Raw genomic sequence first — 23,578 nt, 5'->3', positions numbered from 1 at the left:
GGTAGGCATCGCTGAGGGTGTCGCTAGCAGAACGCCACAGTCGGTAGGACAAATTCCGGCGCGTCGGTCAGTCGTCCGACCCGCTCGCAATCAGGGTCAGATCGAGTGTTTCGAGGCGACGGATGAAAAGGCTCGGCACGTAGCTAGCCTGGTTGATCGTGGCGAACTCAGTCGTCGCATCGAGAAGCGCGGAAACCGCGCACTGCGCCTCCAGGCGCGCGAGGTGGGCACCGATACAGAAGTGAATACCACTACCGAAGCTATTGTGTGCCTTAGCATTCGGTCGATCCAGACTAAGTATGTCCGGTTGATCGAAAACGGTTGTGTCTCGGTTGGCCGATCCCCACAGGAGCATAAGCCGTGCCTGATCGGGCAGGTCAAACCCGGCGAGCTGAACTGGCTCGGTGGTTACCCGGAAATGTCCACGAAAGGGACTCTCCAACCGTAGGGCCTCCTCCACGAGCGCAGACACGCGCGTCGGGTCGGCGCGGACATCGCGCTGCAGATCCGCGTCGAGCCCGAGTATCCGAACCGCATTGCCGATCAGGCTTGTCGTCGATTCGGATCCGGCTGTCACCAACTGGATCAGAAATAGCACGCCCTGGTCTTCGGTGAGTTCATCGCGCGTGACCGCGGCTGCCACTGAGTCGATTATTGAAATACCGCCGCTACATCTGCTAAACCGTGCGATCAACTGGCCGCGCAGGTAGCCAGCGAACTCTACGATCCCGGCGGTGACTTCGCCCATCCGAGCGTCGTGCGTGGTCCCGGCTAGCAATTCGACGGCGTTGTCTGACCACGCCGCCAACCGATCGGAGTCTTCGGGCGGCAGTCCGAGTACTCCCGCGATCACGCGCACCGGAAGATGGGCCGCGACCGATTTCATCCAGTCCCCGCCGCCCGAAGAGACAAGGGCGGCCACTCTCGGCTCGATGAGCGAGTCGATCTCCGCTTTCATCTGGACGACGTTCCGTCGGTCAAAACGTTTGCGCACGAGGCCGCGGTGGGCGGCGTGCACCGGGGCGTCGGCGGTGGCGAGCACATCCGACCCGGCTGATCTCGCGGCGGCAAAACTCACACCAGTATCGCCACGCTGCAGGACACCGACAATGTTGCTGGAGAAGACTTCCGGCATGCCGACGGCGGCACGCACCGCCTGGTGGTCGACCACCAGATAGAGATCCTGTTCGAGCAGGTGATGTACCGGCGACTGCGCGCGCAACTCGGCCAGAACCGGGTACGGGTCATCCAGCGCGGTCGGCGAGAACAGTCGATCAGCCGAGACAACGGGCGGACATCGCAGCGCTGAAGCATTCATCCTGACTTCCTCTATCTCCGGTATAACGTGTTATACCTCGTAATGTAACACGTTCTAGCTCTGACGCTCAAAGCTGCTAGGGTCAAGCATCGTGAGCGATACGGCCACCAACCCCACTGCGACCAACTCCACTGCGACCAACCCCACTGCGGCAGACGCCGCGCGGCGTCGCGCCGATATCGTCGCCGCCGCCCGACGTCTGGCAATAGTCGGCGGATACGAAGGCGTGACGATCCGGTCGGTAGCCAACGAAGCGCGAACCACACCGGTGACCATCTACAGATACTTCGGATCCAAATCCGGCCTGCTCAGCGTATTGATGGTGGAGTGGGCCGACGCTACCGTTGCCCGATTGTCCGCCTCGGCGCAGTCCTCACCCACAATTGACGCGGCGTCAGCGGTCGCTGTCGGTTTCGCCAATATCGTCGAGTGGGCGGCGCTCGATCGAAATCTGCTTTCTGCCGGCTTGCGCGCACTCAATCCGATTACTTCTGCCGACTCCGCTGCCGGTCCCGATTCAGGAGTCAACGGATGGCTGCCGCTGTTCACGAAGCTCATCCAGGGCTGCCTCAACGATCCGGACTGGCGCGACGACCCGCGGGCGCTGACGATGGGCCACGTGCTCATCGCCTGCGTCAGCGATTTGGTGATGACCGGTGACACGCCGCGCGTTGCCGGGAATATCGCGTCGGCTGCGCTTCAGATATTCGGGGACTGAACGGCGAAACTGTCGCTGCAACAACTGGTTTCTGCGCTGACGGTCCTGTCGAGGGGAATACTCCCTCGCCGTCGCCCACACCGCAGACTCCAGCCCGTCGATCCCTACCCGCTGTTGCGCAACGCCGTCGCCAGGCCGTTCATCGTCAGCAGAATTCCTCGACGGACCTCACGTGACTCGTCGCCGTTGCGGTACCGCTTAAGCAACTCCACCTGCAGCAGATTCAGTGGCTCGAGATACGGGAATCGGTTATATACCGACCGCTTGAGAGCAGCGTTGTCTGAGAGCAGGTCATCACTGCCGGTGATTGCCGCGAGCATCCGCAAACTGCGCTCATGCTCTTCGACGATCTTGCCGAAGACCCGTTCACGCAGATCATCATCGGAGACCAATTGCGAATACCGTTGCGCTACACCAAGATCCGACTTGGCCATCACCTGCGCCATATTGGAGAGCACACTCGTGAAGAACGGCCAGGTGCGGTAATACCGCTGCAGTGTCGCCAGCCGTTCAGCATCGTCACCTATCCACGACTCGAACGCCGTTCCGGTGCCATACCAACCGGGCAACATTACCCGCGATTGGCTCCACGACAGTACCCACGGGATCGCACGCAGATCGGAAATTGCCTTCGTCTGTTTGCGCGACGCTGGCCGGCTGCCGATATTCAGCTCGCCGATCTCCGACAGCGGCGTCGACGACGTGAAGTACTCGACGAAACCCGGTGTGCGATGGACCAATTCGCTATAGGCCTCGCGCGCCCCTTCGGCCAGATCGTCGAGAATCGCATATGCGTCAGCGGATTCGTCGCCGAGACCTTCGGTGTCGAGCAACGACGACTCGATGGTGGCTGCCAGTAGCGTCTCCAGATTGCGGTGTGCGGTAACGGGTTCGGCATACTTCGCGGCGATGATTTCGCCCTGTTCGGTGATCCGCAGGGAACCTTGAACCGCTCCGGGCGGTTGGGCGAGGATCGCGTCGTAGCTGGGGCCACCACCACGCCCGACGGTGCCGCCGCGGCCGTGGAACAGTCGCAACCTGATCTGCGCCTTGCGCGCCGCTTCCACCAAATCCAGTTCTGCCCGGTACAGCGCCCAGTTGGCAGCGAGGTACCCACCGTCCTTGTTCGAGTCGGAGTAGCCGAGCATGACCTCTTGCAACCCACCTTGCGCATCGACCAGCGCTCGGTAGATCGGAATATCGAGCACGTTGAGTAGGGTCTGCGCCCCTTGCTGCAAGTCTTCGATGGTCTCGAACAGCGGAACCACGCGCACAGTACTGCGCGGGCTGCCGTCGTTGGGGTCGAAAATCCCGGCTTCCTTCAGCAGGATCAGAGCCTCGAGCATATCGCTCACCGATGTACACATGCTGATGATGTAGTTCGGGATCGCCTCTGCACCAAAGGTTTTGATCGCTTTCGCACCGGCCCGCACGATGTCCACTTCTTTGGCCGCCAGTTCGGACAATGTGGCGTCGGCGCTCAATAGTGGGCGGCGCGCCGAAAGCTCCGTCGACAGGATCGCGACTCGATCGGATTCGTCGAGCGAGGCGTAACCATCGTGGACCCCGGCCCACGCCAGCAATTCGGCCACGACTTCCTCGTGGACATCCGAATTCTGCCGCATATCGAGACCGGACAGGTTAAAACCGAAGGTGCGCACGCCTTCTCGAAGGCGCAGCAGCCTATCGTCAGCGATCGCATCGTCATTGTTGGCCCGCAACGCGCGGTCGATTACGTCAAGGTCCGAGCGCAGTTGCGATGCCTCACTGTAGGCGTCCTCCGACGACGCGGGCGCGTCGTCGGTGGTAAGAAATTCGCTCCCGAACATTGCCTCACCGGTCGCGGCCAGGCGTCCGCGGATTTTCGCGATCGCCGCACGGAACGGTTCGTCGCCGCCACCACCGCCCCCTGGCAGCGTCCATGACGACAAGACGGCGAGATCGTCGGTGACCGTTATCAGTCGCGCCGACATGCTCAATTCCTGTGCGAGCGAGAACAATTCGTCGAGGTGATGTCGGATCGCTGTCTGTGCCGCGCTCGTCGTCGCGAGTGTGACGATATCCGCGGTGACATACGGGTTGCCGTCGCGGTCACCGCCGATCCACGATCCCATACGCACCATCGGAGCGTCGGCGACACCTGAATTCGGATACTGCGCCAGCAAAGCGCGACGCACTTCGGTGTTGATCACCGGCACGACGTCGAAGAACGAGGCGTCGTAGTAACGAAGTCCCGACGCCACTTCATCGCTGATGGTCAGGCGTTCGAGACGTACCAGCGCGGTCTGCCACAGCGTGAGTATCTGCCGGCCGATCGCCTCGATCGCGGTGCGCTCTTCTGCCGGAGTCAACTCGGTGCGCCGACGCAGGCGCATGAGTTCGGTGATCCGGTTCTGCGCCTCGAAGACTGTGCGACGTCGGGTCTCGGTGGGGTGCGCGGTAATCACCGGCACCACCGTGGCGTGCGCGAGCTCCGAGCCGACTTGCTCGTCGGTAAGCCCGGCAGCCGCGAGCTTCGCGTAGGTTGCGGCAAGACTACTGGGCTGCGGATCGTCGTTTCCCCGTTCGTGGATGGCCCGTCGTCGCTCGCGGTGCTGATCCTCGCCCAGATTCGCCAACAGCGCGAACAAACTGAACGCGCGCGCTACCGGGAGTAGTTCAGTTGCCGGGCGGTCGTCGAACATCGCCGCGAGATCATCGCGATCGATCTCGGAACGTCGGATCGCGAAGGCCGCTTTGCGAGCCCCCTCGATGAGGTCGAAGATCGCGGCGCCTGAATGCTCTCGGACGACGTCGCCGAGCATTCCGCCAAGTAATCGAATGTCGTCGCGTAAGGGTTCGGTGAGGGCCCGGCCCGCGTCGTCGACGACGATGTGGTCGACGATCGACGTGGCGGGCCGCCACTGGTGAGATCCGGGTGTGGGAGCAGAAGTTCCGGGATCAGTCATCCCACCATTATCGCGTGCATCGGGAGTATCGGCATCCCGAGACAACCGGGAAAATCGTCTGATAAACCACTCGCCGAGGGCATATTGCCCTCGGCGAGTAACTATTCGGACGATTTTCTCGGCGGCGGGCGGCGCCTCGGCCGGGCCGGGCCGGACCGGGTCAGCTCAGGCGGATGTTCACGCCAACTGCGACGATGAGGATGAACCAGACCAGGCCGACGAAGATGGTCAGCCGATCCAAGTTGCGCTCGACGACACTCGAACCGGACAGACTGGACTGAACGCCACCACCGAAGAGTGACGACAGGCCACCACCCTTACCGCGGTGAAGCAGCACCAGGACCACCAATATCACGCTGGATACGATGATTGCGATGTTCAGGGCGAGGGTCACGGGTTCTCAGATCCTTCAGGTGGGTTCGGTTCACGGGCGTGCGGCCAGGCCGCACAACCTGACACAGTCTACGCGAGCGTGCCGCGATCAGGGCAGCGGCCCGCCAGCGGCGATTGCCGAAAGCGTCGCGAATTCGTCGGGCTTCAGCGAAGCACCGCCGACGAGTGCACCGTCGACGTCGGTCTGACCGACGAGTTCGCCGACATTCTTGGCGCTGACCGAGCCACCGTAGAGAACGCGCACCGACGCCGCGGTCGCATCGTCGGCGATCTCGGCAAGCGCTACACGGATCGCGGCGCACACTTCCTGCGCGTCGGCCGCACTCGCGACTCGACCAGTGCCGATGGCCCACACCGGCTCGTAGGCGATGACCGTCTTGGCGATCTCGTCAGCACTCAGGCCGGCAAGCGAACCCTTGAGTTGCGCGACGTTATAGGCGACATGGTCACCGGCCTCACGGATGTCGAGTCCCTCGCCGATGCAGACGATCGGAGTGAGCTCATGCTTGAGTGCGGCCTTGGTCTTGGCGAGGACAACTTCGTCGGTCTCGTTGTGGTACGTACGACGCTCAGAATGTCCGACGACGGCGAATGTGACACCCAACTTGGCGAGGAAGGCGCCGCTGATCTCACCGGTGTACGCACCGGAATCATGCGCGGATACATCTTGGGCACCGTAAGTGAGCAGCAGCTTGTCGCCGTCGATGACGGTCTGCACGCTGCGGATGTCGGTGAACGGCGGGATGACGGTGACGTCGACCTTGTCGAAGTATTTGGCCGGCAGTGACGCGGCCAACTTCTGAACCAGCGCGATGGCCTCGAGATGATTCAGATTCATCTTCCAGTTGCCGGCGATGAGGGGTTTACGGCTCACGGTTACGCCTCCAGCACTTTCAGTCCGGGCAGTTCCTTGCCCTCGAGGTATTCCAGGGAAGCCCCGCCGCCGGTAGAGATATGCGAGAAATCAGAGTCGGGCAGGCCGAGCACGCGTACGGCAGCTGCTGAGTCGCCGCCGCCGACGACGGTGAACGCACCCCGTCCGGTGGTCGCGGCGATCGCCTCTGCGACACCCTTGGTACCGGCCGCGAACTTCGCGAATTCGAATACGCCCGACGGGCCGTTCCAGAAGATGGTCTCCGCTCCACCGAGCACTGCGGCGAACCGCTTCACCGACTCCGGGCCGATGTCCAGTCCCATCCAGCCCTCTGGAATCGCATCTGCGGCAACAGTTTTCGCCTCGGCATCGGCTGCGAACTTATCCGCGATGACGATGTCGACAGGTAGGTGAATAACGTCGCCGAATCGTTCCAACAGATCTTTGCAGACATCGATCTGATCTTCCTGCAGCAACGACGTGCCCACCGAATGTCCTTGTGCGGCAAGGAAAGTAAATGCCATGCCGCCGCCGATGACCAGGGTGTCAACCTTTGGCGCAAGCGCCTCGATGACGGCAAGTTTGTCGGACACCTTCGAGCCGCCGAGAACCACCGCGTACGGGCGTCGAACGTCGTCGGTCAACTTGGACAGAACGTCGACCTCGGTGGCAACCAGTTCACCGGCATAATGCGGCAGCAATTTGGCGACGTCATAGACCGATGCCTGCTCGCGGTGCACAACGCCGAAACCGTCCGAAACGAACGCGCCATCGTCGCCGACAAGTTCCACGAGCGCTTCCGCGAGTTTCGCCCGCTGCGCCTCGTCCTTGGACGTCTCCCGCGGATCGAAGCGGATATTTTCCAGCAACAGCACGTCGCCGTCAGTCAATCCTTCGGCACGTGCCAGCGCGTCGGAACCGACGACATCACCGGCCAGCTGCACATTGCGACCAAGCTCTTCACTCAGTCGCGCGGCAACCGGCGCCAGCGAGAACTGCGGGTCAGGCTCCCCCTTCGGCCGTCCAAGGTGCGCGGTGATGATCACCTTGGCACCCGCATCGATCAACGCATTAAGCGTCGGCAGCGAAGCGAGGATACGACCGGGGTCGGTGATGGTGCCATTGTCGAGCGGAACATTGAAGTCCGAGCGAACGAGCACGCCCCGACCCGAAACACCTTCGGCGAGAAGGTCTTTCAAAGTTGGTACAGCCATGTTTTGCAGGTTCTCCTAGCGAATCCCGGCCGGGCAGGCCGGTGATGACGGTCTCCGGACGTAATACGTTAGAGCGACTTACCGACCAGGCCGATGAGGTCGACGAGGCGGTTGGAGTAACCCCACTCGTTGTCGTACCAAGACACGACCTTGGCCTGGTCGTCGATGACCTTAGTCAGGCCGGCGTCGAACAGCGAGCTATGCGGGTCGGTGACAATGTCGGAGGAGACGATCGGAGCATCGTAGTACTTCAGAATGCCCTTGAGTGGTCCGTCAGCAGCAGCCTTCAGCGCTGCGTTGATCTCCTCGGCGGTGGCCTGCTTGGCCAACTGCGCGGTGAGGTCGGTAACCGAACCGGTTGGGATCGGCACACGCAATGCGTAACCGTCGAGCTTGCCCTTCAGTTCTGGCAGCACCAGGCCGATTGCCTTGGCAGCACCTGTCGAGGTCGGCACGATGTTGATCGCGGCGGCACGGGCCCGACGCAGATCCTTGTGCGGACCATCCTGCAGGTTCTGATCCTGGGTGTAGGCGTGAATGGTGGTCATCAAGCCCTTGACGATGCCGAACTCGTCGTTGAGGACCTTAGCCAGCGGGCCGAGGCAGTTAGTGGTGCACGAGGCGTTGGAGATGATGTTCTGGCTGCCGTCGTACTTGTCGTCGTTGACGCCCATCACGATGGTGATGTCCTCGTCCGACGCGGGAGCCGAGATGATGACCTTCTTGGCGCCGGCGTCGAGGTGACCCTGAGCCTTTGCGCGCGCGGTGAAGATACCCGTCGACTCGACGACGACGTCGACACCCAGATCGCCCCACGGAATCGCGGCGGGACCTTCCTTGACCTCGAGAGCCTTGATCTTCTGATCGCCGACGACGATGGTGTCTTCGCCCTCCAGCGAGACATCCTGCGGAAGGCGACCGAGGATCGAGTCGAACTTCAGCAGGTGAGCCAACGACGCGTTGTCGGTCAGATCGTTGACCGCGACGATCTCAATATCGGTGGTGCCCAACGCTTTTTGCGCTTCGATTGCGCGGAAGAAGTTGCGGCCGATCCGGCCGAATCCGTTTACGCCAACGCGAACTGTCACTGCATGTTCTCCTTGTGTGGTGCCCGCCGCTGGTGGTGGCGGATTTGACCGACGTAACCATCTGGCCCGCTCCTGCGCATAGACGCCGGTTACGGTTAGCCTCCAGCTTAGTGGTAGGAGTTTTCCGGTACGTGACGGGGCCGTAAGGCCCGATCGCCATTACCGGCGGGCTATTGCGGCAGAGGTTTGGCCCGCTACTCCTCGTCGTCCATCAACTCCGCGGTCACCGCTGACTCGGTATCGGGCAGACCTTCGGTACGGGCCTTTTTGTCGGCCATTGACAACAGTCGGCGGATCCGGCCCGCGACAGCATCTTTCGTCATCGGCGGATCAGCCAGTTGGCCCAACTCTTCCAATGAGGCCTGCCGATGTGTGACGCGCAGATGTCCCGCTGCCACCAAATGGTCGGGCACCTCGTCGCCGAGAATTTCCAATGCCCGCTCCACCCGTGCCGCGGCGGCAACCGCGGCACGCGCCGACCGACGCAGATTCGCGTCATCGAAGTTCGCGAGCCGATTGGCGGTCGCACGCACTTCGCGGCGCATACGACGTTCTTCCCAGACCAGCCGGGTGTCCTGCGCACCCATCCGGGTAAGCAACGCACCGATAGCGTCGCCATCGCGGATGACCACGCGGTCGGCCCCACGAACTTCACGTGCCTTCGCCGAAACACCGAGGCGTCGAGCAGCACCGACGAGCGCCAACGCTGCCTCCGGGCCCGGACAACTAACCTCCAACGCCGACGAACGGCCTGGCTCGGTCAACGAACCGTGAGCGAGAAACGCACCACGCCACGCCGCTTCCGAATCGACGACAGTGCCGCCGACGACGTGAGCCGGCAACCCCCGCACCGGACGACCACGCATGTCGAGCAGACCCGTCTGCCGGGCCAATGCCTCACCATCTTTAGTGACTCGCACGATGTAACGCGCGGTCTTGCGCAGTCCCCCGCTGCGCAGCACGTGAACGTCGGAGTTGTAGCCGTAAAGATCAAGGATCTCCCGACGCAGTCGCCGCGCCACATTACCCATATCGACCTCGGCCTCGATCACGACGCGACCGGCCACGATATGCAACCCACCGGCGAATCGCAGCAAAGCGGACACCTCAGCCTTGCGAGCACTCGTCGTCGTTACCGTCAGACGACTCAGTTCGTCTTTGGCCGCCGCTGTCATCGCCACTGGTGGCATACCTCCTGTTGCTCTTGCTGCTGTAGTCACATGCCCTCCAGTAATTATTGGGCCCGCTCGCTGCGCTCCCGGCGCCCGGGTAATTATTGGGCCCGCTCGCTGCGCTCCCGGCGCCCGGGTAATTATTGGGCCCGCTCGCTGCGCTCCCGGCGCCCGGGTAATTATTGGGCCCGCTCGCTGCGCTCCCGGCGCCCGGGTAATTATTGGGCCCGCTCGCTGCGCTCCCGGCGCCCGGGTAATTATTGGGCCCGCTCGCTGCGCCTGCTCACCGCGGCCGCTCCGCCAGTCCTTCGACCAACCGCGCGACCTTGCGGGGATCATGCACATGCGCGCCGGAAACCGCGAGGTCTCCGATCCGAAGTTGCGCGCCGAACAACGCGGCAGCCCGTTCGACGTGTTCTCTTTCCCGGCCCAATGGCACCGAACTCTCGTCGACGATCACATCGTCGATGCGCAAGGTATCCGCATGCGCATGCAGCACATGCAGGTGCCGCTCCAGGGAAAACCCTGTAGTTTCGCCAAGTTCAGGCTCGAGATTAACAATCAACATGCGGCGTGCTTTCGACCGGGTGAGCGCGTTGACCTGTTCGGGCACAAGAACATGCGGAATCACGCTGGAGAACCACGAACCTGGACCCAAGGTAATGATGTCAGCGTCTGCGATCGCAGTCAGCGCATCGGCACAAGCGGGTGGCTCAGCCGGTAGGAGTCGGACCCGACGTACCTTGCCCGGGGTGGTGGCAACGGCGACCTGCCCTTGGATAACCCGACTCATCCGTGGGTCAGATTCCAATCCCGACACGTCGGCCTCGATCATCAGCGGCACGCGCGCCATCGGCAGAACCCGGCCTTCGGCGCCGAATAGACGAAGCAACTCGTCCAAGGCGGCTATCGGATCGCCCAACACATCCGCGAGTCCGGCGAGCAGCAAATTGCCGACCGGGTGTCCGGCCAATGCCCCATGACCGCTGAACCGATGCTGCAAGGTTTGCGCCCAAGTGGTGACGCGCGAGCTCTGCTCCTCGTCCAGTTCGGCCAGCGCCGCCGGCGCCGAGACCAATGCGGTCAACGCCATCCGAAGATCCCCTGGCGGAATCGCTCCCAACTCGGCGCGAATCCGTCCCGACGATCCGCCGTCGTCGGCAACGGTGACTACCGCAGTCACCTCCGACGACAGATAACGCATCGCGGTCAACGTCGCGTAGAGCCCGTGACCACCGCCCAGCGAGACGATCTTGCGTGAGTCGGCCCCTGTCATTCGCGCCCCAGATCGCGATGACTCACCTGAACGTCGACGTCGTCGATACCGGCCTGCGCCAAGCGATTTCCCAGTTCGGTTGCCATCGCGACACTGCGATGCTTGCCACCGGTACAGCCGACACTGACCGCCATATATCGCTTGCCTTCCCGCAGGTAGCCGTCGACCACCAACGAGATCAGGTCGACATAGAGATCGATGAAGCGGGATGCGCCATCTTGTCCCAGAACATAATCGCGGACCGGCGCATCGAGCCCATTGTCCGCCCGCAATTCCGGAATCCAATACGGATTCGGCAAGAATCTGACATCGGCGACCAGGTCCGAGTCGATCGGCAATCCGTATTTGAACCCGAACGACTTGATCGCGACAGACAGCCCGGTTCGTCCGATCGACGGATAGGTGTCCTCGATAATGCCGCGGAACTTGGCGACCGGCAGTGTCGACGTATCGACCACGAGGTCGGCCCGGAGTTTGACCCCCGCCAGGAAGTCGCGTTCGCGATCAATACCGTCGACGAGCGTTTCCTCGGCTTGCAGCGGATGCCGGCGTCGAACCTGCTCGAATCTGCGCACCAGTACGTCGTCGCTCGCGTCGAGGAAGATCATCGACGTCTGCGCGCCGCTCGAATCGAGCCGGGCCCGCAGATCAACCAGATCGTCGCTGACTTGAGCATCGGTGCCGCGTACCACCATCGCCAGCCGGGATGTCTTCGGTTGCCCGGCGCGGGCCAGGTCGACCATCGTCCCGATCAACCCGACCGGCACATTGTCGGCGACGTACCAACCGGCGTCTTCGAAGATATCCGCGGCGGTCGTCATACCCGCGCCGGACATACCCGCGATGAAGACCACCGACATTTCTTCGGTCATGCGCCCTTTACCTGACTCTCTTCGCTTTCCAATGCTGACTTGACCGCTTGTGCGGTCGCCAGACCGATACCGGGCACTTCGGCGATCGCTTCTACCGACGCTTCCCGCAGTCGCGCGACCGACCCGAAATGTGTCACCAGCGCCGACCGGCGGCTGGCTCCCAGACCACGTACGCCGTCGAGCACCGACGCGGTCATTCGTTTGCTGCGTTTACTGCGATGGAACGTGATGGCGAATCGATGCGCTTCGTCGCGCACCCGCTGCAACAAAAACAGCCCTTCACTACTTCTCGGCAAGATTACCGGCTCATCATCGTCTGGAACCCAGATCTCCTCGAGCCGCTTCGCCATTCCGACGACCGCGACGTCGGTGATACCGAGTTCGTCCAACACCGCGGCGGCCGCACGCACCTGAGGCTCGCCGCCATCGACGACGTAGAGGTTCGGGGGATAAGCGAACCGCCGTGGACGCCCGGTCTTCGGATCGATCGCGGCCTCGGGTGCGAGATCTCCACCATTGGAAAGGTCATCGGCCCCACCCTCGTCGCCGTCGCTGGTGCCGTGCACGTCGGCCCGGTGGCGCAGGAATCGTCGCCGGGTGACTTCGGAGATTGACGCCACATCGTCAGAATGGCCGTCACCCGCGGCCTCACGAATCGAATAATGCCGGTAGTCGGATTTACGCGGCAGCCCGTCCTCGAAGACCACCAGTGATGCCACCACGTCGGTGCCTTGAACGTGGGAGATATCGACGCATTCGATGCGTAGCGGAGCCTGATCGAGCCCCAGCGCCTCTTGAATCTCGGTAAGCGCCGCCGATCGTGTAGTGAGATCACCGGCCCGTTTGAGCTTGTGTTGCGCCAGCGCCTCTCCAGCGTTGCGTTCCACAGTCTCCGCGAGAGCCTTCTTATCGCCTCGCTGCGGCACTCGCAGATCCACCCTGCTGCCACGCAGATCCGACAACCAGCGCGCCATATCGTCGGCTTGCGGCGGCAGTTCAGGTACCAATACTTCACGCGGAATCGCTTGACTGCCAACATGTCCGGCGTCGACTTTCACCGTTGCGTCAAGGTCGACCTGGGCCCCGTAGAACTGGGTGAGGAACTGCCCGACCTCTTCGCTGAGCGAGTTGTCGTCGGGGCGTTCGACGACCCAGCCACGTTGACCGCGCACTCGGCCAGCACGAACGTGGAAGATCTGCACCGAAGTCTCGAGCTGATCGCCCGCGAATGCGATGACATCGGCGTCGGTGCCGTCGCCGAGAACCACGGCCTGTTTCTCGAGCGCTCGTTGCAATGCGGTGACGTCGTCCCGGAGCCGGGCAGCCTTTTCGAAATCCAGTCCTTCCGCGGCCGAATGCATTTCGCGTTCCAGCCTGCGGATGAGCTGGTCGGTCCGCCCAGCTAAGAAGTCGCAGAAATCGTCGACGATGTCGCGGTGTTCTTCCTCGGTAACCCGGCCGACGCACGGAGCGGCGCATTTGTCGATATACCCGAGCAGACACGGACGCCCGATCTGGTTGTGCCGCTTGAAGACTCCGGCCGAACACGTCCTCGCCGGAAAGACCCGGGTTAGCAAGTCAAGCGTTTCGCGGATCGCCCAGGCGTGCGAGTACGGCCCGAAGTAACGTACACCTCGCCGTCGCGGCCCTCGATAGACAAATAGCCGCGGGAACCGTTCGTTCAGGGTGACCGCGAGCATCGGATAGCTCTTGTCGTCGCGATAGCGCACATTGAAGCGCGGGTCGAATTCTTTGATCCAGTTGTATTCGAGTTGCAGCGCCTCGACTTCGGTGCCGACGACAGTCCACTCCACCGACGCGGCGGTAGTCACCATTTGCCGGGTCCGCGGATGCAGGGAGACGATATCGGCGAAATACGACGTCAGTCGAGACCGAAGATTTTTGGCCTTGCCGACGTAGATAACCCGCGAATGCTGATCCCGGAACTTGTACACACCCGGATCAGTCGGAATCGTCCCCGGTGCGGGACGGTACGTCGTCGGGTCTGCCACTCATACGACCCTACGCGAGACTACCGACAGTCCCCGGAGAAGTCGGTCTCCGAGTCCCGGAAACGCTCCATCGCTGCCACGGCACGGTCATGGTCGCGAGCCTGAACCGCGAGAACGGGGATATGTTCATCGGACGGCAGCAGCAACCGGGCACAGAAATTGCCTTCCGGATACACCAGCCCTTCGATGGCATCCCACCGAAAGAACTGCTCCGACAGCACATTCCGCACCCCGATCCCGTTCGGGCCGAGACGCAACCTGGCACGGGTCAACAACAAGATCGCACAAGCCTCGACGACACCGACCAACCCGATACCGATCTGATCGGACAGCCCGACATCAGGCCCGGTGTTCTCAATAGTCAGCAACGCGGCGAAGATCACGTGGACGATCACCACCACCACTGCCACCACAACAGCCACCCTGGGCATCAACCGTGGGGTGTACACGTAGGTCCACTCGGACGTATCGGAGGCCGACTGCCGCTTTGCCATCAGAGGTCGCACGCTCATCGGCGTGCGAGCGAGCGGAGCGTCAGCGCCGATGCCAGCGCCGCCGTCGTCGCCTGCGCGCCTTTATCCTCGGACGAGCCCGGTAGTCCGGCACGTGCCAGCGCCTGCTCTTCGGTCAATGTGGTCAACACGCCATTGCCCACCGGCGTCGACTCATCGAGCGATACCCGCGTCAGCCCAGCGGTAACCGCGTCGCACACATACTCGAAATGCGGTGTCTCGCCGCGGATCACGACACCCAATGCCACGACCGCGTCGTGCGTACGAGCGAGCGCCTGCACGACGACCGGAAGTTCGATCGCACCAGCGACATTGACGACGGTCGGCTCGATCACCCCGTTGGCTTTCGCCGCCCGCACCGCGCCGTCGAGTAACGCCTGGCAGATCGTCTCATGCCATTGGGAGGCGACGATGGCGAGTCTGATCTCGCCCGCATCCGCCAGGTCCAGTACCGGTTCGCCGCTGCCACTCATGCGCCGGCTCCCTGGGTGTCGGTGGTCGCGGCCGCCTGCGCTGCTAGATGGTCGTCGAGTCCTACCAAGTCGTGTCCCATGCGATCCCGCTTGGTCTGGAGATATCGCAGATTCTCCGCGTTGGCGCGCAACGGCATCGGTACGCGGTCGACGATGTGAAGACCGTACCCGTCCAGACCAACCCGCTTGGCTGGATTGTTCGTCAGCAGGCGCATCGACTTCACGCCGAGATCGACCAATATCTGTGCACCGAGGCCGTAGTCCCGCGAGTCGGCCGGCAGACCGAGTTGGAGATTCGCATCGACGGTGTCAGAACCGTTGTCCTGCAACTGGTATGCCTGCAGTTTATGTAAGAGGCCGATCCCCCGGCCTTCGTGACCGCGCATATAGAGCACAATCCCCCGGCCTTCGGCCGCGACCATTTCCATCGCGGCGTCGAGCTGCGGACCGCAGTCGCAGCGCAACGAACCGAAGACATCGCCGGTCAAACACTCGGAGTGAACCCGCACCAGGACGTCATTACCTTGACCGTCCTCGCCCGCGATGTCGCCCATCACCAACGCGACATGCTCGACGTCGTCGTAGATACTGGAGTACCCCACGGCCCGGAAAGTGCCATGACTGGTGGGAATACGCGCGTCGGCGACGCGAACCACGTGCTTCTCATGCCGACGGCGCCACGCGATGAGATCCGCGATCGAGATCAGGGCGAGGTCGTGTTCGTCGGCGAAGATGCGCAGTTCGTCGGTCTGCGCCATCGCGCCCGGATCTTTTTGACTGACGATCTCGCAGATGACGCCGGCCGGGGTCAGGTCGGCGAGCCGAGCCAAGTCGACCGCGGCCTCGGTATGCCCCGGACGACGCAGCACACCACCTTCCTTGGCGCGCAAGGGAACAACGTGCCCCGGTCGAGTGAAATCGTTAGCGGTGGTGTCAGGATCGGCCAAGAGCCTCATCGTGGTGGCGCGGTCGGCGGCCGAGATCCCGGTACCAATGCCTTCCCGTGCATCGACGGTGACGGTATAGGCGGTGCCGTGTTTGTCCTGGTTGGTGGAATACATCGGCGGAAGGCCGAGGCGGTCGCAATCCGGTCCGGCGAGTGGAACGCAGAGATAGCCCGAGGTGTAGCGAACCATGAACGCGACGAGTTCCGGCGTCGCCTTCTCGGCGGCGAAGATCAGGTCGCCCTCGTTCTCGCGGTCCTCGTCGTCGACGACGACGACGGCCTTACCCGCCGCGATATCCGCGATCGCCCTTTCAACGGTATCCAATTGAACTGCGCCAGTTCCGATTTCACTGTTGAGATCAGTCATCGTGTTCACTTACCTTCTGCGCTGATGGTGGTATGTGGACCAGCAAGCCGCTCGACATACTTCGCAATCACGTCGGTCTCCAGGTTGACGATGTCGCCGACGCTGAGCGTACCCAGCGTGGTCTCAGACAGCGTCGTCGGGATCAGCGAGATCTCGAACCAGTCGGTGCCAGCAACATTCGGCCCGCTCGCTTCGCTCCCGGCGCCAGCAACATTCGGCCCGCTCGCTTCGCTCCCGGCGCCAACAACATTCGGCCCGCTCGCTTCGCTCCCGGCGCCAACAACATTCGGCCCGCTCGCTTCGCTCCCGGCGCCAACCGCCGAAACGGTCAGCGACACCCCGTCGACCGTGATCGATCCTTTTTCCACGACGTAGACGCGTAGGGCGTCGGGTAGACCGATCCGTACCACTGTCCAATTCTCTGACGGGGAGATCGACACGATGGTCCCGACGCCGTCGACATGCCCCTGGACGATGTGACCACCGAATCGACCGGTCGCGGGCATCGCCCGCTCGAGATTGACGGTGACGCCTGATTGCGCGTCCGACAGTGAACTGCGGCGCAGCGTCTCAGCCATCACATCGACCGTAAACGCCTCGTCGGCGAGTTCGACAACGGTCAGGCAGACACCATTTACAGCGATCGAATCGCCGAATTTCGCGTCGCTGGTGACCAGCGGTCCACGCACGGTGAATCGTGCGGCTTCGGCAAGATCTTCGCGCGCCACGATCGTGCCGCGCTCTTCGACTATCCCGGTAAACACCCTCATGCTCCTCTGCTGCCGGTCCCGTGGGGAAACGAGGACAGGCACCTCAGGTAGAGGTGTACCGGTTCTCTCGCATCCGGACTATGACCGTCGGCTCCGGAATCACACCGGATCTGCTTGTCCCCACCCAGTTGGGTAGGCGCTCGCGGGCTGTATTGCCGCTGAACATCAGCTACAACAATCACCGCCGGTGGGGAATTTCACCCCGCCCCGAGAACTACGTCTTCGACGCTAGCACGATCATCGCGGGAGGCGGCAGCGGAGTTCCCGCACTGTGGAATGTCGGCGGTGTGACGTGCACTGTCAACCGCAGCCGCGATTGCACCCAGGCTGGCGGAATGTCTCTGCAATCGCCACTTCCCGCACGCTCACTCCCGACAACCGAGAGATTCGCATGCGGGAAGCAGCGCACTCGACAACCAGCCGCAGGCGCTAGTCCAGCCGCTCCACGATCATCGCGTTCGCCTGCCCGCCTGCCTCACACATGGTTTGCAGGCCGTAACGGCCACCGGTCTGCTCGAGAACCGACAGCATCGTGGTGGCAATACGCGCGCCGCTTCCCCCGAGTGGATGCCCAATTGCTGTCGCGCCGCCGTTGATGTTGACCTTCGCCGGATCAGCACCGGTCTCCGCCAACCACGCGAGTACAACGCTGGTGAACGCTTCGTTGACTTCGAAGACGTCAATGTCGGTGATGGACAGACCCGCACGTGACAGGACCTTGTCGGTAACCGGAATGATGCCGGTCAACATGAAGATCGGGTCGTCGCCTGCGACGGCGATCGAGTGAATACGTGCTCGCGGACGCAGCCCGAGGCGCCTAGCCGTCTCCGACGACGTCACCAGTGTCGCGGCAGCGCCATCATTAATCGGCGATGAATTGCCCGCCGTGATGTGCCAGCCGAGATCTGGAAACCGCTTCTGCCATTCCGGTGTCCGAAACGCCGGCGGTAGGCCCGCCAGTACTTCGACGGTGGTGCCGGGTCGGATCGTCTCATCGGTACGCAGATCTGCCAGCGGCGCCACCTCGTCGTCGAATTTTCCGTCCTGCCACGCTTGCGCCGCGCGCCGGTGACTCTCCGCCGCGAAGGCATCTAGTTGCTGGCGCGACAGCCCCCATTTCGCCGCGATGAGTTCGGCACTAATCCCCTGGGGCACAAGTCCTTCCGGGTAGCGCCGAGCAATGCCCGGCCCGAATGGGTCGCGCCCGGCGGTTTGGCTGCCGATCGGCACGGTGCTCATCGACTCGACACCCGATGCGATGACCACGTCGTTGATGCCGCTGATGACGTTCGCAGCAGCGAACGCTATCGCCTGCTGACTGCTGCCACATTGCCTGTCCACGGTGACCGCGGGCACCGACTCGGGCAGCCCGGCGGCCAGCGCCGCCCACCGCGTCGTATCGGCGCTCTGCTCCCCTATCTGTCCCACCGCGCCACCGATGACATCGTCGATCAGGTCCGGCTCGATTCCCGTTCGGGTTACAAGCTCTCTAATCGCATGGGCGTGCAGGTCAACCGGATGTATCCCGGCCAATCCGCCGCCGACCTTCCCCTTACCCACCGGCGTCCGTACGGCGTCGACGATAACTGCATCTCGCATGACTTCCTCCTTGAAGTGCGAAACAGTAGGTTGGAATTCCCAACTAACCCAACCATAGGCCTAGTAAGTTTGATTTGCCAACAGACTCGGGCATACTGGAACTGTGATACCGGTCCCACCCCCGCAGACTCCCCGCCTATGCACCATCGCCGACGCCCTAGAAGTGGTCGGTGATCGATGGAGCCTGCTGATCGTGCGCGAATTGTTCTACGAGCAACGGAGATTCACCGAGATCGCGCGCAATACCGGCGCACCCCGCGACATCTTGTCGACTCGGCTGCGAAAGCTCGAAGAGCATGGACTAATCACCCGAACGCAATATTCGGAGCGACCACCCCGCTTTGAATACGGTCTGACGCAAGCCGGTCGCGCGCTATCGCCAGTACTACTGACGCTCAAGGAATGGGGCCAGCGCTTCCTCAACGACGGTCCCGATCCGGTGGAATTCACGCACACCTGCGGACACACCTTCAAGGCCCAAGTCTGCTGCGCGGCCTGCACCGAGCCATTGCGGGGCGACGCGCTGCGGATCAACAACTGAAACTGTCCCGTGGAGGACGCAGGCGCCATATCGCCATCTGTGTCGTAGACGGGGACAGTTCCAGTAAAGATCAGCGACGCAGAGTGATCAGCAGATCGTCGCCCAGCATGCGCTGCTCGCCGAATGTGAACCGCCGAAGGTCCGAAATGGTTGTGGCCGAACCGATCTCGACAGCTGAACGGCCGGCCCCCAATATTGCCGGAGCCAAATAGAGATCTATCTCGTCGACGACGTCGGCGGCAAGGAACGCTCCGATGACCTGCGGTCCACCCTCGACCAGCACCCAGAGGGCATCCGGCACCGCGGCTAATACGTCGAGCGGATTGTGGGTGCGGAGCCTGCGCGTCGGCGCGGATTCGTCGAGAATCCGAGAACCCGCCGCAATCTCGCTGCTCCCCAACACAATCCGCGTCGGCTGATGCTCACGAAGAACACCGTCGGGGTACCGAGCGGTGAGTGACGGATTGTCGATCCGTACCGTCCCCGTGCCGACGACGATGGCATCGATCTGACCACGCCGCTCATGCGCGAAAGCGCGCGCCTGCTCCCCGGTGATCCACTGGCTGGTCCCGTCGGGGGCGGCAATCCGGCCGTCGACGGTTGCCGCGATCTTGGCGGTGACCAATGGGAGTCCGGTGCGCTGACGATGCAGCCATGCTCGCAGTGGACCAGTCCGGACGAGTTCGACCAGCTCGGGATCGAGGTCGGCGCCGCCCAGCACCCTAACTCCCGCTGCGGCGAGCGTCGTCGCGCCACCCGCTGCGGTCGGATTTGGATCTGCCACACCGTAATAGACGGCGCTCACTCCCGCGTCGAGCAGTGCCTGACTACACGGTCCCGTGCGTCCGGTGTGATTACACGGTTCCAGTGTGACGACTGCGGTACCGCCCTGCGCGCGTTCGCCCGCGGCACGCAATGCCATCACCTCGGCATGTGGACCGCCGGCCCGGGCGGTTCGGCCGATACCGACCACGCCGCCAGCGGCGTCGAGAATGATAGCGCCGACCGGCGGATTCGGTGAGCTGATACCCAATGCGCCAACGGATTCGGCGACGGCCTGTGTCATCGCCGCCGTCAGGCGGTCAATGCCCAGCTCAGTGGACATGGGGCCTGGCCGAGGCGGCCTGCGCGCGCAGGCCGGCAATCGCCTGCGCTGGATCGGCGGCACCATAGACAGCGGAACCAGCGACGAAGCAGTCGACACCGGCCTCGGCAGCCTGCTCGATCGTTTCGGTGTTGATGCCACCGTCGATCTCGACGATCAGGTTGAGCGCTCCGGAATCGACGACCTTTCGAATGGTCCGGACCTTTGTGAGTACCTCGGCGATGAATGACTGTCCGCCGAACCCCGGCTCGACACTCATCACTAATAGCGTGTCGAAGTCGCGCAGAATCTCCAGGTACGGCTCGAGCGGAGTGTTCGGCTTAACGCTCAATCCGGCTTTGGCCCCTGCTGCGCGGATGTCGCGGGCGACGGCGGACGGATCGTCGGCGGCTTCAGCGTGAAAAGTCACATTGTAGGCACCGGCTTCAGCATACGGCGGGGCCCAGATAGCCGGGTCCTCGATCATCAGATGACAGTCGAGGGGAATGTCGGTCGCCTTGAGGAGTGACTCGACGACCGGCAGACCGAGCGTCAGATTCGGGACGAAATGTGCGTCCATCACATCGACATGTAACCAATCCGCACCGTGATCGCCGCTGATTCGTCCTGGTCCGACCGCGGCCGATTCCGCCGCGAGATTCGCGAAGTCGGCGGACAGGATGGACGGCGCGATCATCGGTGCGGCAGACATGCGCCTCAGTCTATTCGAGGTGGCGGTGCACCAATAACCACCTGACATCGGCACGCGTCACCGGCTAACCTCGGTTATTACCCATTAGCCCGTAGAGGAAACTCCAATGCCTGCCGATGACGATGCAAAACGCAAATTCCGAGACGCGTTGGACCGCAAGAACAAGCAGAACCACCACGCTGAAGATCATCTGAGCGGGCGATCGAAGGCGCGCGGACCACACGGATCGGCGAGCCACCAGCAACAATTCCGACGTAAGAGCGGCTAAATCCTGCTCGACGAGCGCCGGCAAGGGGCCTGTGCCCCTGCAGCGCGCCACAACGCAGAAGCCAGCCTAGTTCTTGGTCAATACCGCCAGGAACATCGCGTCGGTGCCATGCAGGTGCGGCCACAACTGCACATGCGGGCCATCGCTCAGACCGGGCATCTGCCGACCGTCGACACTCACCAGTTCTCGCGCATCGAGTTCAGTCGCACCGGTTTCGGCTACCACCGCTGCCACGACCTCGGTGGTCTCGGCCGGATGCGGCGAACAAGTCGAATAGACAACTACACCGCCAGGACGCACAAGGCGCAGCGCTTCGGAGAGCAGTTCACGTTGCAGCACAACGAGTTCATCGACGTCGGCGGGGGTTCGACGCCATCGAGCCTCGGGCCGTCGACGCAGTGATCCCAATCCGCTGCATGGCGCGTCGAGCAGTACCCGGTCGTAGCCGGGTTCCAATCCGCTATCCCGGCCGTCGACGACGTGCACAGTCACTGGCAACTCGGCGGTGACCTTACGAATCAATTCGGCTCGGTGCGATGAGATTTCGACGGCATCAAGCCGCGCTCCGGCAATGTCGGCCAACGCGCCGAGCAACGCTGCTTTCCCGCCAGGCCCAGCACATAGGTCGAGCCACCGCCCGCCGTCGGCACCGGCGACCGACGCGATGTCCGCGGCGCGTGCGACCAGCTGACTTCCCTCATCCTGTACGCCGGCCATGCCCTCGCGGACCGGCTCCAGTTCTCCCGGGTCGCCACCGGGTAGGTAGACGCAATACGGTGACCAACGGCCTTCGTCACCGCCGCTGATCAGGGCCAGCTCCTCCGCCGAGATCAGTCCCGGCCGGGCGACCAGGTGCACCGGTGGCCGAGAATCGTCAGCGGCGAGAGCCGCCTGCAACTGCCCGGCCGAACCGCTCAACGAGTCGAAGAAGACCTGCGCGATCCAGCGCGGGTGGGCGTAGCGGAACGCCATATTCCCGATCAGATCATCAGCCATCGACGGCGCCAGCTCTTCGATCCACAGTTCTTCATCACGTTGAGAAACCTTGCGTAACACCGCATTACCGAAACCGGCGGCTCCCTGTCCAGCCTCGGATCGAATCAGGTCGACCGACGTCGACACCGCTGCATGCGACCCGATGCGCGTCCTGAGCAGTTGGTACGCGCCCAACCGCAGCACATCAAGTACTTGGCCGTCGATCTCGGCGATCTCGCGGCCGGCGGCCGACGCGATGATCGCGTCAAGCAAGCCCTGTGCGCGTGCCGTTCCGTAAGTAAGTTCGGTGGCCAAAGCCGCGTCGCGGCCGGTGATTCGCCGTTCACGTAATAGCCTGGGCAGCAACAGGTTCGCGTATGCGTCACGCTCGCGTACAGCTCGCAGGACGTCACGGGCGGTGGCCCGCACCACGTCAACCTTCTTGTCGCGGACCGCCGTCGTGCCACGACGTTCGGCCCGGCCAGGGCGGGCCGACCGGCCCCGTCCGTAGTCGCTCATACAAGTACCTGCCCATCGGTCAACCGTGCTCCGCGCGCCCAGTCCGCCGCGGCCATCTGCTTCTTCCCGGGCGGGCCAACCCAACTCAGCCGCACCGGATTGGTCGAAGTCCCCACGAATACCGCCTTTTTAGTGACCCGCAGTGTGCCGGCCGGAATCCCCGCTTCCTCGACCACTGGAGCGACCGGTCCAATCTTGATCCGCGCGTCATCGAATTCGGTCCAGGAACCGGGCGCGGGGGTATAAGCGCGAATGCGACGGTCGATGATATGCGCGGGCAGGTCCCAGCGAATGCGCGCCTGCTCGACGGTGATCTTCGGGGCCAGCGAGACCCCCTCGTCCGGTTGCGGAACCGCGGACAACTGTTGCGACGCAAGACCTTCGAGCGTTTGAACGAGCAACTGCGCACCGGTTTGCGCGAGCCGGCCCAGCAGGTCGCCGCTGGTGTCGGTGTCGTTGATCACCTCGGTGACGTGACCGAAAACCGGACCGGTGTCGAGCCCTTCCTCGATGCGGAAAGTGCTTGCGCCAGTTGAGGTATCACCCGCGGCGATGGCCGCCTGGACCGGCGCGGCGCCACGCCACGCGGGCAGCAGCGAGAAGTGTAGGTTGATCCAGCCGTGCGGCGGGAGGTCTAAGAGCGCGCGCGGTACAAGTGCCCCGTAGGCCACCACGGCCACGACTTCGGGCGCCCACCGCTCAAGGACATCGCGCACCCCGTCATCGGTCAGTCGGCGTGGTGTGAAGACCTCGATGCCATGTTCGTCGGCGATCGTCGCGATCGGTGAGCGGGTGACCTTCTTGCCGCGTCCTGATACCGCATCGGGACGCGACAGGACACCGACTACCTCGTGGTTCGGTGAATCGAGTAGAGCTTGCAGACTGGGGACAGCGGGCGCGGGGGTACCGGCAAAGATGACTCGCATG

Annotated in this window: 22 protein-coding genes and 1 riboswitch; of the genes, 3 read left to right on the top strand and 19 right to left on the bottom strand. The window is 63.0% G+C overall.

Features of this window, described 5'->3' with window-relative positions; all coding sequences use genetic code 11:
- Positions 1-67: 67 nt before the first annotated feature.
- On the bottom strand, positions 68-1,318 hold the full coding sequence (locus AAFP29_RS12780; RefSeq protein ID WP_419217733.1) for a cytochrome P450: 1,251 nt from the start codon (positions 1,316-1,318) through the stop codon (positions 68-70).
- 91 nt (positions 1,319-1,409) lie between these two features.
- Here AAFP29_RS12780 and AAFP29_RS12775 point away from each other — a divergent pair, with 91 nt between their 5' ends.
- The gene (locus AAFP29_RS12775) at positions 1,410-2,036 is read left to right on the top strand and encodes a TetR/AcrR family transcriptional regulator (RefSeq protein ID WP_419217732.1); all 627 of its coding nucleotides are present in this window, start codon (positions 1,410-1,412) and stop codon (positions 2,034-2,036) included.
- A gap of 104 nt (positions 2,037-2,140) precedes the next feature.
- Here the strand turns inward: AAFP29_RS12775 and ppc are convergent, their stop codons facing one another.
- From ppc to AAFP29_RS12705, 14 genes are all read right to left on the bottom strand, one after another.
- Positions 2,141-4,984: a phosphoenolpyruvate carboxylase gene (gene ppc / locus AAFP29_RS12770; RefSeq protein ID WP_419217731.1), complete on the bottom strand. Its 2,844-nt coding sequence runs from the start codon at positions 4,982-4,984 to the stop codon at positions 2,141-2,143.
- A gap of 160 nt (positions 4,985-5,144) precedes the next feature.
- Complete coding sequence (gene secG, locus AAFP29_RS12765) at positions 5,145-5,378, bottom strand: preprotein translocase subunit SecG (RefSeq protein WP_007317532.1); 234 nt, start codon at positions 5,376-5,378, stop codon at positions 5,145-5,147.
- Positions 5,379-5,465: 87 nt separating this feature from the next.
- Positions 5,466-6,251: a triose-phosphate isomerase gene (tpiA, locus tag AAFP29_RS12760; RefSeq protein ID WP_419217730.1), complete on the bottom strand. Its 786-nt coding sequence runs from the start codon at positions 6,249-6,251 to the stop codon at positions 5,466-5,468.
- A gap of 2 nt (positions 6,252-6,253) precedes the next feature.
- The gene (locus AAFP29_RS12755) at positions 6,254-7,465 is read right to left on the bottom strand and encodes a phosphoglycerate kinase (RefSeq protein ID WP_419217729.1); all 1,212 of its coding nucleotides are present in this window, start codon (positions 7,463-7,465) and stop codon (positions 6,254-6,256) included.
- Between the two features lie 68 nt (positions 7,466-7,533).
- The gene (gene gap, locus AAFP29_RS12750; RefSeq protein ID WP_419217728.1) at positions 7,534-8,553 is read right to left on the bottom strand and encodes a type I glyceraldehyde-3-phosphate dehydrogenase; all 1,020 of its coding nucleotides are present in this window, start codon (positions 8,551-8,553) and stop codon (positions 7,534-7,536) included.
- A gap of 194 nt (positions 8,554-8,747) precedes the next feature.
- On the bottom strand, positions 8,748-9,728 hold the full coding sequence (whiA, locus tag AAFP29_RS12745; RefSeq protein ID WP_419218092.1) for a DNA-binding protein WhiA: 981 nt from the start codon (positions 9,726-9,728) through the stop codon (positions 8,748-8,750).
- Between the two features lie 280 nt (positions 9,729-10,008).
- Positions 10,009-11,001: a gluconeogenesis factor YvcK family protein gene (locus tag AAFP29_RS12740; RefSeq protein WP_419217727.1), complete on the bottom strand. Its 993-nt coding sequence runs from the start codon at positions 10,999-11,001 to the stop codon at positions 10,009-10,011.
- Positions 10,998-11,873 (bottom strand): RNase adapter RapZ, encoded by an 876-nt coding sequence (rapZ, locus tag AAFP29_RS12735; RefSeq protein ID WP_419217726.1) that lies wholly within the window; start codon positions 11,871-11,873, stop codon positions 10,998-11,000. Before rapZ ends, AAFP29_RS12740 begins: the two co-directional genes overlap by 4 nt.
- A complete protein-coding gene (gene uvrC, locus AAFP29_RS12730; RefSeq protein WP_419217725.1) occupies positions 11,870-13,885 on the bottom strand; it encodes an excinuclease ABC subunit UvrC in 2,016 nt (671 codons plus the stop codon). Before uvrC ends, rapZ begins: the two co-directional genes overlap by 4 nt.
- Positions 13,886-13,905: 20 nt before the next feature.
- Entirely contained in the window at positions 13,906-14,379 is a 474-nt protein-coding gene (locus tag AAFP29_RS12725; protein ID WP_419217724.1) for a PH domain-containing protein, read from the bottom strand.
- 14 nt (positions 14,380-14,393) lie between these two features.
- The gene (gene ribH / locus AAFP29_RS12720; RefSeq protein WP_419217723.1) at positions 14,394-14,870 is read right to left on the bottom strand and encodes a 6,7-dimethyl-8-ribityllumazine synthase; all 477 of its coding nucleotides are present in this window, start codon (positions 14,868-14,870) and stop codon (positions 14,394-14,396) included.
- The gene (locus AAFP29_RS12715; protein WP_419217722.1) at positions 14,867-16,183 is read right to left on the bottom strand and encodes a bifunctional 3,4-dihydroxy-2-butanone-4-phosphate synthase/GTP cyclohydrolase II; all 1,317 of its coding nucleotides are present in this window, start codon (positions 16,181-16,183) and stop codon (positions 14,867-14,869) included. The genes ribH and AAFP29_RS12715 overlap by 4 nt, the downstream gene beginning before the upstream one ends.
- A 5-nt stretch (positions 16,184-16,188) precedes the next feature.
- On the bottom strand, positions 16,189-16,947 hold the full coding sequence (locus AAFP29_RS12710) for a riboflavin synthase (RefSeq protein ID WP_419218091.1): 759 nt from the start codon (positions 16,945-16,947) through the stop codon (positions 16,189-16,191).
- Between the two features lie 63 nt (positions 16,948-17,010).
- A riboswitch (FMN riboswitch) is annotated at positions 17,011-17,172 on the bottom strand.
- 210 nt (positions 17,173-17,382) lie between these two features.
- The gene (locus AAFP29_RS12705) at positions 17,383-18,552 is read right to left on the bottom strand and encodes a thiolase family protein (protein ID WP_419217721.1); all 1,170 of its coding nucleotides are present in this window, start codon (positions 18,550-18,552) and stop codon (positions 17,383-17,385) included.
- Positions 18,553-18,655: 103 nt separating this feature from the next.
- Here AAFP29_RS12705 and AAFP29_RS12700 point away from each other — a divergent pair, with 103 nt between their 5' ends.
- Complete coding sequence (locus AAFP29_RS12700; protein ID WP_419217720.1) at positions 18,656-19,093, top strand: winged helix-turn-helix transcriptional regulator; 438 nt, start codon at positions 18,656-18,658, stop codon at positions 19,091-19,093.
- A gap of 70 nt (positions 19,094-19,163) precedes the next feature.
- Here AAFP29_RS12700 and ribD read toward each other — a convergent pair whose 3' ends face one another.
- Positions 19,164-20,198 carry a bifunctional diaminohydroxyphosphoribosylaminopyrimidine deaminase/5-amino-6-(5-phosphoribosylamino)uracil reductase RibD gene (gene ribD / locus AAFP29_RS12695; protein WP_419217719.1) on the bottom strand — a complete coding sequence of 345 codons (1,035 nt, stop codon included), beginning with the start codon at positions 20,196-20,198 and terminating at the stop codon, positions 19,164-19,166.
- Entirely contained in the window at positions 20,188-20,889 is a 702-nt protein-coding gene (gene rpe, locus AAFP29_RS12690; protein WP_419217718.1) for a ribulose-phosphate 3-epimerase, read from the bottom strand. The genes ribD and rpe overlap by 11 nt, the downstream gene beginning before the upstream one ends.
- 106 nt (positions 20,890-20,995) lie before the next feature.
- Here rpe and AAFP29_RS12685 point away from each other — a divergent pair, with 106 nt between their 5' ends.
- Positions 20,996-21,157: a DUF5302 domain-containing protein gene (locus AAFP29_RS12685; protein WP_419217717.1), complete on the top strand. Its 162-nt coding sequence runs from the start codon at positions 20,996-20,998 to the stop codon at positions 21,155-21,157.
- Positions 21,158-21,223: 66 nt separating this feature from the next.
- Here the strand turns inward: AAFP29_RS12685 and AAFP29_RS12680 are convergent, their stop codons facing one another.
- Complete coding sequence (locus AAFP29_RS12680; protein ID WP_419217716.1) at positions 21,224-22,651, bottom strand: RsmB/NOP family class I SAM-dependent RNA methyltransferase; 1,428 nt, start codon at positions 22,649-22,651, stop codon at positions 21,224-21,226.
- Positions 22,648-23,577 carry a methionyl-tRNA formyltransferase gene (gene fmt, locus AAFP29_RS12675; protein ID WP_419217715.1) on the bottom strand — a complete coding sequence of 310 codons (930 nt, stop codon included), beginning with the start codon at positions 23,575-23,577 and terminating at the stop codon, positions 22,648-22,650. The genes AAFP29_RS12680 and fmt overlap by 4 nt, the downstream gene beginning before the upstream one ends.
- Between the last annotated feature and the right edge of the window lies 1 nt (position 23,578).

It is taken from the genome of Gordonia sp. CPCC 205333, assembly GCF_048537885.1.
GTDB lineage: Bacteria > Actinomycetota > Actinomycetes > Mycobacteriales > Mycobacteriaceae > Gordonia.
The sequence above is the reverse complement of the archived record's forward strand: the minus strand, read 5'-3'. Positions and strand labels throughout refer to the sequence as shown.

Coding starts and splice junctions, on each gene's coding strand:
- AAFP29_RS12780 (WP_419217733.1), bottom strand. CDS start 1,318: ATGAATGCTTCAGCGCTGCGATGTCCGCCCGTTGTCTCGGCTGATCGA.
- ppc (WP_419217731.1), bottom strand. CDS start 4,984: ATGACTGATCCCGGAACTTCTGCTCCCACACCCGGATCTCACCAGTGG.
- AAFP29_RS12755 (WP_419217729.1), bottom strand. CDS start 7,465: ATGGCTGTACCAACTTTGAAAGACCTTCTCGCCGAAGGTGTTTCGGGT.
- whiA (WP_419218092.1), bottom strand. CDS start 9,728: ATGACAGCGGCGGCCAAAGACGAACTGAGTCGTCTGACGGTAACGACG.
- AAFP29_RS12740 (WP_419217727.1), bottom strand. CDS start 11,001: ATGACAGGGGCCGACTCACGCAAGATCGTCTCGCTGGGCGGTGGTCAC.
- rapZ (WP_419217726.1), bottom strand. CDS start 11,873: ATGACCGAAGAAATGTCGGTGGTCTTCATCGCGGGTATGTCCGGCGCG.
- AAFP29_RS12725 (WP_419217724.1), bottom strand. CDS start 14,379: ATGGCAAAGCGGCAGTCGGCCTCCGATACGTCCGAGTGGACCTACGTG.
- ribH (WP_419217723.1), bottom strand. CDS start 14,870: ATGAGTGGCAGCGGCGAACCGGTACTGGACCTGGCGGATGCGGGCGAG.
- AAFP29_RS12715 (WP_419217722.1), bottom strand. CDS start 16,183: ATGACTGATCTCAACAGTGAAATCGGAACTGGCGCAGTTCAATTGGAT.
- AAFP29_RS12705 (WP_419217721.1), bottom strand. CDS start 18,552: ATGCGAGATGCAGTTATCGTCGACGCCGTACGGACGCCGGTGGGTAAG.
- ribD (WP_419217719.1), bottom strand. CDS start 20,198: ATGTCCACTGAGCTGGGCATTGACCGCCTGACGGCGGCGATGACACAG.
- rpe (WP_419217718.1), bottom strand. CDS start 20,889: ATGTCTGCCGCACCGATGATCGCGCCGTCCATCCTGTCCGCCGACTTC.
- AAFP29_RS12685 (WP_419217717.1), top strand. CDS start 20,996: ATGCCTGCCGATGACGATGCAAAACGCAAATTCCGAGACGCGTTGGAC.
- AAFP29_RS12680 (WP_419217716.1), bottom strand. CDS start 22,651: ATGAGCGACTACGGACGGGGCCGGTCGGCCCGCCCTGGCCGGGCCGAA.
- fmt (WP_419217715.1), bottom strand. CDS start 23,577: ATGCGAGTCATCTTTGCCGGTACCCCCGCGCCCGCTGTCCCCAGTCTG.